Genomic DNA, 13621 nt, shown 5'->3' on the forward strand with positions numbered 1-13621 from the left:
TTATTATCATGGCTTGGCCTTACCGGTCCGGAGCACCGGAAATAGAATTACGGTACTGTTTCCCGGGGTGTTTCCCCCGTATTTATCCCTTTATTATTCTCCGGTTCAAAGTTTTCGATTATTTTTGTAGTTATAAGCAGGAGTAATTGAAAGAGAGATGCTGAAGCAACAGTTACAGTTTAAATTATCGCAAAAACTATCACCGCAACAGATACAGCTGATGAAGCTGATCCAATTGCCTACACTGGCTTTTGAGCAACGACTAAAGCAGGAGATAGAAGAAAACCCTGCATTAGAAAGCGGTAAGGAAGAAGAGAACACTTACGAGGACGACATCAACGATTCTTATGATGATCTGTATGAAGACGGCAATGAAAAAATCGAAGCCGAAGATATCAATGTGGATGAGTATCTGAGTGACGATGAAATCCCGGAATACCGGCTTCATGCCAACAACTACAGTTCTGATGATGAAGAAAAAACAGTTCCCTATGCCGCCGGAACTTCCTTTCATCAGCACCTGATCAATCAACTCAACACGTATTCGCTGAACGAAGACCAGCAGGATATTGCGGAATTCCTGGTGGGAAGCGTAGACGAAAGTGGTTATCTCAGAAGGTCTGTCGAAGACATCATGGACGATCTGGCATTCACACAAAATATCTATACCGATGAAACTACCATAGAGAAGATCCTCCAAATCGTACATCATCTGGATCCTGCCGGAGTCGGAGCCCGGGATCTCAAAGAATGCCTACTCATACAGTTGCGAAGAAAGGAACCTACTCCTGCCGTAGATCTGGCCATAGATATCCTGGAGAAATCTTTTGAGCAATTCACCAAGAAACACTACAAAAAGCTCCTTCAAAAGCACCATATAGAGGAAGAAGACCTCAAGAACGCCATTCACGAGATCGAGCGGCTCAATCCCAAGCCGGGAAGTTCCTATTCGGGTAACAACCGCATTGTAGAACACGTGGTACCGGATTTTACCATTCGCATTACGGATGGAGAACTGGAACTTTCCCTCAACGGAAGAAATGCTCCCCAGCTCCACGTTTCCAAAGAATACAGCAATATGCTGCAGGGTTATAAAGATGCCCGGGAGAAGTCGAAATCACAGAAAGACGCCGTACAGTTTATCAAGCAAAAGCTCGATGCCGCCAAATGGTTTATAGACGCTATCAAACAGCGACAGGAAACACTTTTTGTGACGATGAACGCCATAATGCACTATCAATCCGAATACTTTCTTACGGGCGACGAAAGAAAGCTGAAGCCTATGATCCTGAAAGATATAGCAGACAGCATCGGAATGGATGTTTCTACGGTGTCCAGGGTGGCAAACAGTAAATATGTAGACACGCCTTACGGTACCAAGCTCATCAAGGATTTTTTCTCCGAAGCCATGAAAAACGAGCAGGGAGAAGATGTTTCCACCAGAGAGATCAAGAAGATCCTCGAGAATATTATCGACGAAGAAGATAAAAGGTCTCCGCTTACCGACGATAAACTGGCCGTGCTTCTCAAGGAGAAAGGCTATCCCATCGCCCGGAGGACTATTGCCAAGTACCGGGAACAACTGGATATTCCCGTTGCAAGATTACGAAAACAGATATAAAAATCCGGGAAGGGTAACTTGTTCCGATTCCGGTATAAGGCCAAACAATACGGATGTATTTTACAAAATTATTTAACTACCTCTTCCACCCAGTTTTTATGCCATTTGCGGGGACAATCGCATATTTTGTAACATCACCTGCCTATATTCCGGAAGAAGCGAGGAAAAGTATCATTATACCTGTTCTCATCCTTACCCTTATCGTTCCGGTACTCCTATATTTTCTGTTCCGGAATCTCGGATGGATCCGTTCTGCGGAATTATCAGACATCGAAGACCGCAAAATTCCGCTTTACGCAGCAATTCCAATTATCTTTATCATATCCATTCGTATTACTCCCGAACCGCCTTCAGAGGCTTTACATTATTATTTCACAGGCATCTTAGGAACACTACTTTGCTGTCTTGTCCTGGTCATACTCAAGATCAGGGCGAGCATACACATGATGGGAATAACGGGACTCAGCACTTTTGTACTTGGCCTCAGCCTGCATTACCATCTCAATATGACCTCATTACTTGCGGCACTCATTATTTTTTCAGGGATCGTGGCCTCGTCCGGCCTGCACCAGAACACCCATAACAACCGGGAGATCCTGCTGGGCATGGCGTTGGGGATCATACCCCAGACCGTTGTTTTTCCGTTCTGGTTATAGCGCGTAGAAAATAATACCGACCTTAAGAGCATGCATATCTATGCTTTCTCCGGTTTCCATTACCGCATTACTATCAAACAATCTACGCAGCCCGTAGTACGCGTAAAAATTCCAGGTATTATACCCCACACTCAAATGGAGCCCGGCCTGAAACCGTGACATATCCGAAGCCGTAAATTTTTCCCTCTTGTCTCCTACAAACTTATAGTTTCCGGCCAGGAGGTACCCCAGCTTCAGACCGGCATAAATCCTCCAAAAACGATAAGAAGAGGCCGTGGAAGAACGCCACCGGAGTTCTATGGGCATTTCCAAAAGATGTGCATCGATACGGTTACGACTGTAATTTACAGAATCGGGAACCACACGATACCACGTACCTCCATCTCGTTCCAGGAACTGCAGGTTATTGAAATAAGCGTTATACGCATAGCCTAAACCTACTCCGAGCGCTATATTTCTTCGCTTGTTCAGCGGCATATCTTTGATGACACCCAACTGTACACCCCGGGAGAGATTGTTTTGCTTTACATCTGCGGGCCTGTTCAGTAATATATTATAGGTAACCCCCAGATACACCTGATCTTCTTTGTACTTATTATCGACCTTCGTACTATCCGGGACCAGTGTTTTTATGACCTGCTCATCCTGCGCATAAATAGTTGTCACTACACACAGAAAGATAACATAAACCACATACAACCGAACTTTCATATATATTGATTTTCAACAAATATACTTTTTTATGTATTGAAAACATTGCTAAAGCTATACTTGATTACAGTTTATCTACCGGGGGCAAAGACTTTTTTATTGGTCTTTATACATAAAAAAAACCGGCTGTTATCAGCCGGTTTTCTCAAAATATAAGTTCAAGAAATGAGGATTATTCGATGTTCCTCATTGCATCTCCTTCCTTGGTGGTGTAATTTACTTTTAAAGCATTTACTTTTCTCAACTCCTGCTTGATATCGGATATAAGCCCCATATTGGTCTCTTTATCCACTTTCAATGCAGTAGTCATCAAGGGTTGTAACTCCTGTCTCATCTTGGCTTTTTCGGCCAGTATATAAGGTGCTACTTCATCAACATCAGCAAACTTATCGTTCAGCTGAATCCTGGCCTGAGATCCGTATTTAGACCGATATCGCTCATGAGGTTTCCCTGCATAGATATAAACAACCCTATCCTTTTTGTCCAGCTTCTGTGTCTGGTCGGCAATAGGCAATGTATTATCCACCATCAGCGTATCGTCTTTCATCGTGGTTACCGTCATAAAGAAAAACAACAACATAAATACGATATCGGGCAAAGATGCCGTTGACACGGCTGGCAATTCGCCATTTTTCTTCTTCGTGAATTTAGCCATAATAAGGTATTTTTTTAGTTTTTCTTAGGTTCTGCTTCCGAGAGTATCTGTGGATACATTTTCTGAATACGCTCTACTCTGGGTCTCAGTTTTTCTCGCTGTTCATCCGGAGTTTTAGGATCGCTGAACAATGCCTGCATTTCCGTAAAATCCATTTTATACAAACGCTGCGACTCCCGGTTACGCAACTCGTTATAAGCAGCAACCAACTCATTTTGTACGGCGATATACGTACTGTACTTCGTCTCCCTGTCATTTTGCAGTGATATTACTGCTTTTTCAGGGTGAACAGATGATTTGGGATCTTTTGCCCCCTGACAGTAATCACAAGGCTCTCCCTTATCATTCAAGCCTCCACCATTATCGAGGAAAGCTACAGCTGCCTTTCTAAGGTCCTTCAGTTCGGTCAACTCATCTTTAACCAGCAACTGGTTATTCTTGTTGATCACCACCTGAAGCAGGTTTCTCTCTTTGATTATTACATCCGTGTCTGGCGGTTCCAGAGGTGGAAGTTTACGATCCAGCCCGGAATCCGTCTCAATGGTGGTTGTCACCAGGAAGAAGATAAGGAGCAGGAACGCGATGTCCGCCATGGAACCGGCATTTACTTCCGGTATACTTCTTCTTGCCATAATTATTTAATTAATATTTTTTTCACGCTTGAGGATATCATTGCAAGCACTGCAATGGCTGCAAGTATGTAAAAGGCTATGAGTCCGCCTCCAACCAACTTGGAAGTCTCTGCCGTAGCCAACACACTACCGTCTGTGGTGGTTACTTCGCTACCCGAAGCCAGCGCATAGCTAACTACAAGAATTACGGCGAAAGCCACCAGGGAAATCAGCATTTCTTTTAGTTTGTGATGTGAGAACAAACTTTTCACACTGAACAATACGGTTAGAAGTACAGCTATTCCGAACAGTACGTACGATACGATAAACATAAGGTTTACGTTCGAATTCGCTGCTGCTTCATCTACCGGCACATCACCGCTGGGCAGCATAAACCACAACACAGCTCCGATGACACCGGCTATAATTAATAATATCTTATATATTTTCATAACTACGCTTTAATCTGGTTTTAGTACTTTTTGTGAGCTACCAACAAATCGATAAGGGTAATAGAAGCTTCTTCCATATCGTTTACGATACTATCGATTTTTGCAATAATGTAGTTGTAGAATATTTGCAGGATGATTGCCACAATAAGACCAAATACCGTAGTCAAAAGTGCTACCTGAATATCTGCTGCGATAAGAGACGCATCCAATCCACCAGCTGCACTAATTTTGTCGAAGGCCTGGATCATACCGATTACCGTACCCATGAACCCAAGCATCGGGGCTACAGCGATAAACAGAGAAACCCAAGATACATTCTTCTCCAATTGTCCCATTTGTACACCTCCGTAGGCTACAACCGCTTTTTCAGCAGCTTCCGGCCCTTCATCGGCTCTTTCAAGTCCCTGATAGAATATAGAAGCAACAGGTCCTTTTGTGTTTCTGCACACTTCTTTTGCAGCTTCTACGCCACCTGTAGCCAGTGCTTCTTCTACTTTGGCTGTCAGTTTTCTTGTGTTTGTTGTGGAAAGGTTCAGGAATATAATCCTTTCAATAGCAACTGCAAGTCCGAGAATCAAACACAGCAACACGATTCCCATAAATCCGGCACCACCTTTTATGAAGTACTCTTTCAATACCTGGTGAAAAGGTTTGCTGTCTTCACTTGTGGCAGCAGCATCGTCTTGAACGAAAGCAGCGGCGTCATCTACGGGAGCAACTATCTCCGAAATATTTTCAGATACAACAGGAGCAAGATCCTTCGCTTCTGCCGTTGTTGCATTAAGAGCCATCAATCCGGCAACAGCCAGAACAGAGAATAATCTTTTCATTTCTTCTAAACTTAAATTTTGTTAGTTAATAGGGTTAAAGATATAAAATTTTTACAATTAATGAATTTGCAACAAAGAAGGAGAAACTCTTCCGATTCCATCCTTCCGAGTTCCGTTACCGGAAAACTAACTGTTTTTTTTAAGAACTTTGTAATGATTCCGGCAATTATATTTTTCGCAAAACACAATCCGACCGGCTTTTGCCACACAAGGGCATTATAACCACTTGTAAAAATTTGCAGAGAGGAAGGGATTCGAACCCTCGATACGCTTTTGGCGTATACACACTTTCCAGGCGTGCGCCTTCGACCACTCGGCCACCTCTCTATTTTTAGTAAAGAACTTTTATGATTTTCTTCGGGGTGCCAAATAACGAATTTTTTTTTAGTTGATAAAATTTATCTTGTTATTTTTAATGTAATTCCCCCCGCAATGGTGTTTCGAACACAGTTTTAAATGCTTTTTTGTTGATTTTACACCCTAAAAGGTACATCAGCTTAGCAATGGCGGCCTCTGTCGTGATATTTTTTCCGTTGATAACCCCCATTTTCCGAAGGTGTGTACTGGTCTCATACTTGCCCATTAACACACTTCCCCCCGAACATTGTGTCACATTGACTACAAATATACCTTTCTTAACTGCTTTTTCAATGACCCCACGAAACCAATCTTCCGTCGGAGCGTTCCCCGCACCATAAGTTTCCACGATGACTGCCCGGAGACCGGGTGTCTGCAAAATCGCCGAAATCACAGCTTCGTTTATCCCCGGAAACAGCCTGATCACGGCAATATTATTATCCAACTCCTTACGAACCTGAAATTTTTTCCTGCGGTTCGGCATCAGGAGTTGCTCATCATTAATTTTCAGATGTACACCGCTCTCTGCCAACGCAGGGTAATTTAACGAGGCGAAAGCCTCGAAATGTTCCGCGTTGATCTTCGTCGTACGATTTGCCCGGTATAGTTTGTATTCAAAATACAGACACACCTCTGCTATTTTCGGTTTTCCCTTATCCCGCAATGCAGCGATCTGTATCGAAGTAATAAGGTTTTCTTTGGCATCGGTACGCAGGTCGCCTATGGGCAGCTGCGAACCGGTAAGGATAACAGGTTTTGCCAGGTTTTCCAGCATAAAGCTCAATGCTGCTCCGGTATAACTCATGGTGTCACTGCCATGTAGCACCACAAAACCGTCAAAACCCTCGTAATTCTCCTCGATCATTCCGGCTATCTGCTTCCAGTATTCCGGATTCATATTGGACGAATCGATAGGATCCTCAAAGGATACCGTCTTGATATTACAGTCCAGATGCGATAATTCGGGAATCCTGTTCAGCAGCTTATCAAAGTCAAAGGCACGCAAAGCTCCGGTTTCATAATCCTTTATCATTCCGATGGTACCACCTGTATATATCAGGAGTATATCCGATCTTTTTCCCATAACCGCAAAACTGTTTTTAATAAGCTTTACCTGTTTTACCCGTACGAAACAGTCTTCTACTTACGTAAGGTAACGCCTTTTTATCTTATATATTTTATTCGCTTGATCTCTTATGACATTATCCGTCGTACTTCATACGATTTACTACCGGATTGGCATACATGGAAAGGAAATTTTTTCGGCCGATCTCCTCATTCTCTTTTCCTACTCTTCGTTCCAGTCTTCTCTCGAACTGCCGTTTTTCCTTGTCATTGTATTTATCGGCAAACATCGAGGTTCCGTGGAGCAGGTCATACGCCAGATAATTGGTAGGCCACAGCCGGTAGTTTTTGTGAATTTGTTCATCTATGCAATCGGCAAGCATCTGGAATTGTTTATTCACAGGTTCCCCACTGTTTTTAATGGTTTCCAGTTCGGCATCCATTTCTTCACCAACATGAATGCATATCCGCTTTTTCTGCCCTAAGGCCCCCTTGAGTATAGAATTGAAATCCTCGTTACTGGTCTTGACATATTCCATATCGTAATGTCTCGCCAGGAGTTCCGGCATTTTCAGAAGGTCGGTAGGGTCATATTCGTAGGAAATCGCTACCGGTACGATACGCAACTTCCGGAAATAATCCATGATCTCCTTTTCGTCACTGGCCAGCGCCAGCATTTTCAATACGCCCTGTTGCGTTCGGTCGTTACCGTCTTTGGTGCGTCCTTCCCGTTGCGCGATCCAAACGGACCTGTTGTCTTCCTGTAACAGATATTTTATAAAACCGGAAACCTTTCTCGAGCTTTCGAGCATTTCACGGGGAGTAAGCCCTCTCTGAATAAGGAAATTCCGCACCAGTTTTGACAAAGCCAGCAAAAACGGTTTATGTACGAGGTTATCACCGATGGCAGACGCTGTCATGACGAGATGATTTTCCATCAATGCCACATTGAGCAGGGAAGTATCCATGACAATGTCCCTGTGATTGGATATAAAAAGATAGGAAGTGTCGGATTTCAGTTTTTCAAAACCTATGGTAAACAGTCCCTCCGAACTCTTTTCCAAAACATTACGAACACTTTGATAGATCACTTTTGCCTGAAAGTCCCCTACAGAATGGCAGGAAGCCAATACTTCCTCTATTTCGTCCTGGGACTTATCCGGAAATGTAAAATGGAGCAAGGCACGGATCATGGGGTGATCCTTGTACGCTCTCAGAGCCTCATTGACCTCACTGTCCAGGTACGGACGAATTTCTTTATAATTATCCAATGATTAATTCTTTAAATGCTGTGCAGGTTCGCCTGGATAATGACAACAACATGAAATGCAGCCATATCAACTTCACAACAAACGACAATACGAACCGTGTAACAAATTTAAGCACATCGGGCAAATGAACAAAAATTTATTGACTTTACCCGCCATGCGGGATTTAAAATTTAGTTCCGTAAAGCTTAGGCTCCCGCTTTTTACACCCCGAAAACGGCTTTCGAATTTCTTGTGGTGACCGCTGCTACCTCTTTCTCCGGAAGCCCGTATATTTCAGCGACTTTTTGTAACACACGGATCACATAGGCACTCTCGTTACGTTTTCCCCTGTAGGGTACCGGGGCAAGATAGGGCGCATCGGTCTCCAACACCACGTGCTCCAAACCTATATCTCCCAGAAAACGGTCGATCTTTCCATTCTTAAATGTAACCACTCCCCCGATACCGAGTTTCATATTATAGGATATGGCTTGCGCTGCCTGTTCCCGAGTTCCTGTAAAACAGTGAAAAATTCCGAAGAGATCATCTCCTTTTTCTTCTTCCAGGACCTCAAAAACCTCATCAAAAGCATCCCGACAATGTATTACTATGGGCAACCGGTGCTCTTTGGCAAGTTTTATCTGATAACGGAAAGCTTCCCGTTGCCAATCTATATGGGTCTTATCCCAATACAAATCCATCCCGATTTCTCCGACAGCATAAAACTTATGTTTGTTCAGCATTTCCTTCACATGACCGAGTTCATCCCGATAATTTTCTTTTACATGGGTGGGGTGAAGTCCGGACATCAGGAAGATAGTACCGGGATAATCCTTTTCCAGTTGTAACATACCGGGGGTATAAGAAGAATCGATTGCCGGCAGAAAAAAACGGGTAACACCCGCATCCAAGGCACGCCGGATCATGTCATCCCTATCTTCTTCGAAAGCCTCACTGTACAGGTGTGTATGTGTATCTGTTACCATCATGCGGCAAAAATAAAAACATTAAAGCTATCTTTGCACAAATTCTTTAAAAAGACCCCACCCGAAAAAGAACAGAAAAACGAATATAGTTTTACATGCCGCCCCGCACTTTAAATCGAAAAACAACAGTATGAAAAGTTTAAAGACCTTCCTCGGGGAAAAAGGGTTTGTGAAAATCCCCCTGATATTAACGAATACAAACCACTTTGAAATCAAAGCCGAGATCAATGGTATCGAAGGACGTTTTATTCTGGACACAGGAGCTTCAAGCACCTGTGTAGGGGCAGATTGTGCCGAACATTTTAACCTCAACACGGAAGACTCACAGGTTAAGGCTGCCGGAGCCGGGGCCAATAATCTCGACACCAAAATATCTAAAAAAAATACGCTTTCCATAGGTCCCTGGAGCAAGGATAAGGTAAAACTTATACTGTTCAACCTCTCTCATGTCAACGAGGCCTTAATACAGCACGACTCCCTGCCCGTACATGGCATCATTGGAGCCGACATATTAAAAAAAACCAAAGCCATTATAGATTACGGGAAAAAATGTGTGTATCTCAAAAGTAACCGTTACGAACTGTAAACCATAAAGGTTTATTTAAAAAACAGCTACAGGAACCTCCATCCCTTATCCGCAAATATACCTTACCCATACCGTTGAATCATCCGATCGACTTTTATTAGGAATACCCATCCTGATATAGTCCGCAAAAACTACCTCCATGAATACTTTTTCACTCTCCGATAACGACACCCCGACCTTAACCAGAACCACCACTTTACTCCAAAGGCTCAAAGAACTGACAGGCATCCGCACCGATGTGGAGCTCTCGGACGTACTGGGTATAAAACCCAACACCCTTTCTACCTGGAAGAAACGCAATACGCTGGATTACAAAAAAGTGCTGGAAACGTGCCATAGTTACCGGCTCGATCTGAATAAGATTTTTCTTTGTCCCAAGGTTTTCTCCCGTTGCGGGCAGCACCGGAAAAAGGAATTTCCAGTAGTGCCCAGGGAAATTTATTATCCCTATGTCACACACTTAAAAGATCCGCAGTTTATCGACTCGCTCCCAAGGTTTAACTTTCCTTTTATAAGTGGTAAAAACATCCGGGCTTTCCAGATCATGGGCTCAGGAATGTCTCCGAAACTGGAAGATGGTAACTTCGTGGTTGGCGAACATTTGGAAGACACCGGGCATATCATTGACGGCCAGATCTATATACTGGTCAGTAAATTAAAGGGCGTTTTTATCAACCGGATAAAGCGCGACACCCAATATCCCGGATTTCTGCACCTTATCAATGACAAAAAAGTCATCTCTCCGCAAATACGAATGGATGAAAAGGAAATCGTAGAACTCTGGAAAGTTACTTCCGTATTCTCACTTGACTTTGTAGAAGGACATCCTCAAGAGCCGAACGGGTGATGTACCCGAAGCCTATAGATTACCCGAGGCGTTTTTCGATATATTTGGAATTCAGCAAACGCAATGCCCCCATATAATTGACATGAAAAGGTACCATATCGCCTACCTTGATATGATGTGTGTTTTTACCGACATCCAGGACAATCATGTCGGAGCTCCCTCCTTCGAGATGGTACTCTTCGCGTAAGGGGCGAATATTTTTCACTTCGATATCGAGGATACCGATATCTACCAGGATACGGACACTGGTTTCGGAATAGTCTTCTATTTCGAAAACCGGGGTCTCTCCGGCAACGTTGGACCCTACATATCCCGTAGGGTTGACCGGTTTTTCCATCACCTCCAGAACCTCGGCATAAAGCATAAAAACATCCTGCTTCATTCCTTCCAGCGGAGCATCTTCGAACAGGTCATTCCCGAAAAACAGGCTTTCGCCGATCCGGAAGTGATTGATTCCTTCAGGAACCAGGCTCTTTAAGAGCAAAGGCAGGGTAATGGATGTGCCCAGGGAAACCCATGGGATTTTCTTGTCGAACTTAGCCTCGATCAGTTGCTCGTAAAGACTGAGTTGTATCAGTTTGTCATGAGAAGGCATTATACCGTTAAGACAATTAAGATTTGCCCCGATACCAATAACCTCGATATGCTGAAGCTCAAAGATACGGGCATAGAACGCTACGAAATCCTCACGCATAACCCCTTCTCTAAGGTCTCCCATTTCGATCATAATTACGATCTGGTGAATTTTACCGGCTTCTTTCGCATAACGATCGATCATTTCAATGGTCTCGAACTGGGTATTGAAACTGATATCAGCAACTTCGATAAGTTTTTTTATACTTCGCGTCGGAGGTGGTTTTATATACCCCGTTTTTATTTTCGGGTTGATGTTCTTTATCATTTGCAGATTGCTCAACCGTGAATCGAAGATACAATCCGGATGCAGCTTTATCACTTCTTCCAAAAACAATTTATTACCGCACAACAGCTTGGAAACCACACCCCAGTCTTTCCCATGTCCGCCAAACAAATCCTTGAGAAAAAGAAAATTGTGTTTTAAAGCTGCCGAATTTAGTTCGAGATATGCCATATTTTATTTACGATTAACTGCTACAAAAACCAGAGCAGAGGATAATATCCCCACGATAATAGGATCGAATCCGAAGGGGATAGGAATAGTAAAAATACTAAAAATCAATGTACTGCATCCTCCAACCAGCATAGCAGAAAGGGCTGCATACGGTTTAACCTTTTCCGCAAAAAGCATACCAAGAACAGGAACAAAGAGCCCGGATACCATAAAGGCATAAGAATTCAGCATCAGATCGAGTACATTCTGCATCTGGGAAGCGATAAGTATAGCGAGTACCCCGATAACGAGCGTGATGATCTGTGATATACGGATCACTTTTTTATCGGTGCTCTTCAACCCGAGAATATCGGTCACAAAATTTCCCGAAGCCGCCATCAGGCAACTATCGGCCGTAGACATGATGGCAGAGAAATAAGCCGACATCATCAACCCGGTCAATCCCACAGGCAGAATAGACCGGAGCAAGAGGGGCAATCCCATTTCGGGATCGGTCTCGGCCATGGCTGCCCCGGAGGCATAATCAAACTCGGCAAACATTCCCGCATCTGCTGCCACCCGTGCAAAAAGTCCGAGTAACACGCCCATAAAGGCCATTACGGGATACTCGAACAAACCGGCAATATACCAGGCCTTCCGGGCAGTTTTTTCATCCTTACAGGCAAATATCCGCTGATACAGGGTCATCCCGATAAACCAGATAGGAACTATGGTAACCAGCCAATTGACAAACTGCACCCAGCTAAGGTTGGTGAAGCTGAAAAATTCGGGAGGGAGGCTTTCCCGTATGGCATCCATACCTCCGAGTTTTATATAAGCCAGAGGGATCCCTATACAGATAAGTCCGCCCATAAGCAGTATCCACTGAAAAGTATCGGTATAGATCACTGCTTTTATACCACCTGCCACGGTATAAGCTACCGCTACAACTCCCATAATGATCAAGGCATTATCCAGGCTGAGCGCAGGAAAGGTTCCTGTGGCCAGTTTGGCTCCTGCCAGAAGCTGGGAAGAAGTAAAGCCGAGGTACCCTATAAATGAAATAATCCCTGCAAGCAGGGCTACCTGTTTGCCGTAAAACCGGTGCAAAAGCTGCGGAAAAGTCAGGAGTTTGTGCGCATGCCCCATTTCTATAACGCGGGGAATAAGCAGCACCGACGCGAGCCACGCCCCGATTAACCCGGTAAAAAGCATCCACGATCCGGAAATTCCCATGACAAATCCAAGTCCGCCCAGACCTATGGAAAACCCTCCTCCTACATCCGTAGCCACGACCGAAAGCCCGACGTGAACACTGCTCATATTCCGTCCGCCTACATAATAGTCTTCATTACTTTCATTTTTGAGATAGTAATGCCATCCCACGATCATAACACCTATGATGTAGGCTGCAAAAATAGCAATATCGATAAAGCTCATGCTCTATTTTTTAGTGAAACGCATTTCGAGGTATTTGTTTTCAAAACCGAGTTTTTCGTAAAGATGTTTCGCGGGATTGTCCGGCTCCACGTGAAGTGCGATACTACCATCTGCAAGCTCCATTGCTTTCTGCATGAGTTCTTTACCGATACCCTTTCCCCTGCTATCCTTGTGTGTTGCAATATAAACCAGGATATTCTCCGGGATATACCCTTTCATGCCGGTACTGTTTACCACAGTAACCGCAACAATCTCTTTATTTTCCTTAGCTACCAGAACAAATCCTCCCATAGACGGAATAACATCCCTCATGGCAAAATTTATCGCGGCGAGAATATCCACTTTTTTATCCCCGTATTTTTCGAGTTGGGTGTATAAAAAACCGGCGACTTCCTCTTTTTGGTCGTCGGAAAGTTTCTGATTGGGATTGTAGATAACAAATGTCATAATGCTGAAATACGTTTTAGCTTTTTAATGATGTGAAA

At 43.8% G+C, this 13621-nt stretch carries 15 protein-coding genes and 1 tRNA gene; 4 read left to right on the top strand and 12 right to left on the bottom strand.

All coding sequences use genetic code 11. The features are described 5' to 3' along the window. Positions 1-157: 157 nt before the first annotated feature. A complete protein-coding gene (gene rpoN / locus BT112_RS06350) occupies positions 158-1621 on the top strand; it encodes an RNA polymerase factor sigma-54 (protein WP_072316514.1) in 1464 nt (487 codons plus the stop codon). 53 nt (positions 1622-1674) lie between these two features. Further along, positions 1675-2277, top strand: coding sequence for a hypothetical protein (locus BT112_RS06355; RefSeq protein WP_139276023.1), 603 nt, complete (start codon positions 1675-1677; stop codon positions 2275-2277). Here BT112_RS06355 and BT112_RS06360 read toward each other — a convergent pair. The 9 genes from BT112_RS06360 to BT112_RS06400 form a co-directional block, all read right to left on the bottom strand. Further along, positions 2272-2988, bottom strand: a complete 717-nt coding sequence (locus BT112_RS06360) for a porin family protein (RefSeq protein WP_072316516.1) — start codon at positions 2986-2988, stop codon at positions 2272-2274. The two genes, BT112_RS06355 and BT112_RS06360, sit on opposite strands and share 6 nt — an antisense overlap. 172 nt (positions 2989-3160) lie before the next feature. After that, on the bottom strand, positions 3161-3643 hold the full coding sequence (locus tag BT112_RS06365) for an ExbD/TolR family protein (protein WP_072316517.1): 483 nt from the start codon (positions 3641-3643) through the stop codon (positions 3161-3163). Positions 3644-3657: 14 nt separating this feature from the next. Further along, entirely contained in the window at positions 3658-4275 is a 618-nt protein-coding gene (locus BT112_RS06370; RefSeq protein WP_072316518.1) for an ExbD/TolR family protein, read from the bottom strand. A gap of 2 nt (positions 4276-4277) precedes the next feature. Continuing rightward, the gene (locus BT112_RS06375; RefSeq protein ID WP_072316519.1) at positions 4278-4706 is read right to left on the bottom strand and encodes a hypothetical protein; all 429 of its coding nucleotides are present in this window, start codon (positions 4704-4706) and stop codon (positions 4278-4280) included. Positions 4707-4726: 20 nt separating this feature from the next. Then, entirely contained in the window at positions 4727-5536 is an 810-nt protein-coding gene (locus BT112_RS06380; RefSeq protein ID WP_072316520.1) for a MotA/TolQ/ExbB proton channel family protein, read from the bottom strand. A gap of 239 nt (positions 5537-5775) precedes the next feature. Then, positions 5776-5863, bottom strand: a tRNA-Ser gene (locus BT112_RS06385). Positions 5864-5948: 85 nt separating this feature from the next. Further along, positions 5949-6977 carry an asparaginase gene (locus BT112_RS06390; RefSeq protein ID WP_072316521.1) on the bottom strand — a complete coding sequence of 343 codons (1029 nt, stop codon included), beginning with the start codon at positions 6975-6977 and terminating at the stop codon, positions 5949-5951. Between the two features lie 118 nt (positions 6978-7095). Further along, positions 7096-8229 carry a 1-acyl-sn-glycerol-3-phosphate acyltransferase gene (locus BT112_RS06395; RefSeq protein WP_072316522.1) on the bottom strand — a complete coding sequence of 378 codons (1134 nt, stop codon included), beginning with the start codon at positions 8227-8229 and terminating at the stop codon, positions 7096-7098. A 200-nt stretch (positions 8230-8429) separates the two neighbouring features. Beyond that, positions 8430-9197 carry a TatD family hydrolase gene (locus BT112_RS06400; protein WP_072316523.1) on the bottom strand — a complete coding sequence of 256 codons (768 nt, stop codon included), beginning with the start codon at positions 9195-9197 and terminating at the stop codon, positions 8430-8432. 127 nt (positions 9198-9324) lie between these two features. On the opposite strand from BT112_RS06400, the gene BT112_RS06405 reads away from it, so the two are divergent. Together BT112_RS06405 and BT112_RS06410 are read left to right on the top strand one after the other, a co-directional pair. Next, positions 9325-9780, top strand: coding sequence for a retropepsin-like aspartic protease family protein (locus BT112_RS06405; protein ID WP_072316524.1), 456 nt, complete (start codon positions 9325-9327; stop codon positions 9778-9780). A 139-nt stretch (positions 9781-9919) separates the two neighbouring features. Beyond that, positions 9920-10627, top strand: coding sequence for a LexA family transcriptional regulator (locus BT112_RS06410; RefSeq protein ID WP_072316525.1), 708 nt, complete (start codon positions 9920-9922; stop codon positions 10625-10627). A gap of 19 nt (positions 10628-10646) precedes the next feature. Here BT112_RS06410 and BT112_RS06415 read toward each other — a convergent pair whose 3' ends face one another. Genes BT112_RS06415 through BT112_RS06425 form a run of 3 tightly spaced genes read right to left on the bottom strand, consistent with a single transcriptional unit; the run spans position 10647 to position 13583 of the window. Further along, positions 10647-11717 (bottom strand): alanine racemase, encoded by a 1071-nt coding sequence (locus BT112_RS06415; RefSeq protein WP_072316526.1) that lies wholly within the window; start codon positions 11715-11717, stop codon positions 10647-10649. A gap of 3 nt (positions 11718-11720) precedes the next feature. Further along, entirely contained in the window at positions 11721-13136 is a 1416-nt protein-coding gene (locus BT112_RS06420) for a sodium:solute symporter family protein (protein ID WP_072316527.1), read from the bottom strand. Between the two features lie 3 nt (positions 13137-13139). After that, a complete protein-coding gene (locus tag BT112_RS06425) occupies positions 13140-13583 on the bottom strand; it encodes a GNAT family N-acetyltransferase (protein ID WP_072316528.1) in 444 nt (147 codons plus the stop codon). Positions 13584-13621: the final 38 nt, after the last annotated feature.

Source organism: Sinomicrobium oceani (assembly GCF_900119185.1).
Lineage (GTDB): Bacteria > Bacteroidota > Bacteroidia > Flavobacteriales > Flavobacteriaceae > Sinomicrobium > Sinomicrobium oceani.

Bases quoted from the DNA above. Each gene is read 5' to 3' on its own strand.
- rpoN (WP_072316514.1), top strand. From the start codon at position 158: ATGCTGAAGCAACAGTTACAGTTTAAATTATCGCAAAAACTATCACCG.
- BT112_RS06355 (WP_139276023.1), top strand. From the start codon at position 1,675: ATGTATTTTACAAAATTATTTAACTACCTCTTCCACCCAGTTTTTATG.
- BT112_RS06360 (WP_072316516.1), bottom strand. From the start codon at position 2,988: ATGAAAGTTCGGTTGTATGTGGTTTATGTTATCTTTCTGTGTGTAGTG.
- BT112_RS06365 (WP_072316517.1), bottom strand. From the start codon at position 3,643: ATGGCTAAATTCACGAAGAAGAAAAATGGCGAATTGCCAGCCGTGTCA.
- BT112_RS06370 (WP_072316518.1), bottom strand. From the start codon at position 4,275: ATGGCAAGAAGAAGTATACCGGAAGTAAATGCCGGTTCCATGGCGGAC.
- BT112_RS06375 (WP_072316519.1), bottom strand. From the start codon at position 4,706: ATGAAAATATATAAGATATTATTAATTATAGCCGGTGTCATCGGAGCT.
- BT112_RS06380 (WP_072316520.1), bottom strand. From the start codon at position 5,536: ATGAAAAGATTATTCTCTGTTCTGGCTGTTGCCGGATTGATGGCTCTT.
- BT112_RS06390 (WP_072316521.1), bottom strand. From the start codon at position 6,977: ATGGGAAAAAGATCGGATATACTCCTGATATATACAGGTGGTACCATC.
- BT112_RS06400 (WP_072316523.1), bottom strand. From the start codon at position 9,197: ATGATGGTAACAGATACACATACACACCTGTACAGTGAGGCTTTCGAA.
- BT112_RS06405 (WP_072316524.1), top strand. From the start codon at position 9,325: ATGAAAAGTTTAAAGACCTTCCTCGGGGAAAAAGGGTTTGTGAAAATC.
- BT112_RS06410 (WP_072316525.1), top strand. From the start codon at position 9,920: ATGAATACTTTTTCACTCTCCGATAACGACACCCCGACCTTAACCAGA.
- BT112_RS06415 (WP_072316526.1), bottom strand. From the start codon at position 11,717: ATGGCATATCTCGAACTAAATTCGGCAGCTTTAAAACACAATTTTCTT.
- BT112_RS06420 (WP_072316527.1), bottom strand. From the start codon at position 13,136: ATGAGCTTTATCGATATTGCTATTTTTGCAGCCTACATCATAGGTGTT.
- BT112_RS06425 (WP_072316528.1), bottom strand. From the start codon at position 13,583: ATGACATTTGTTATCTACAATCCCAATCAGAAACTTTCCGACGACCAA.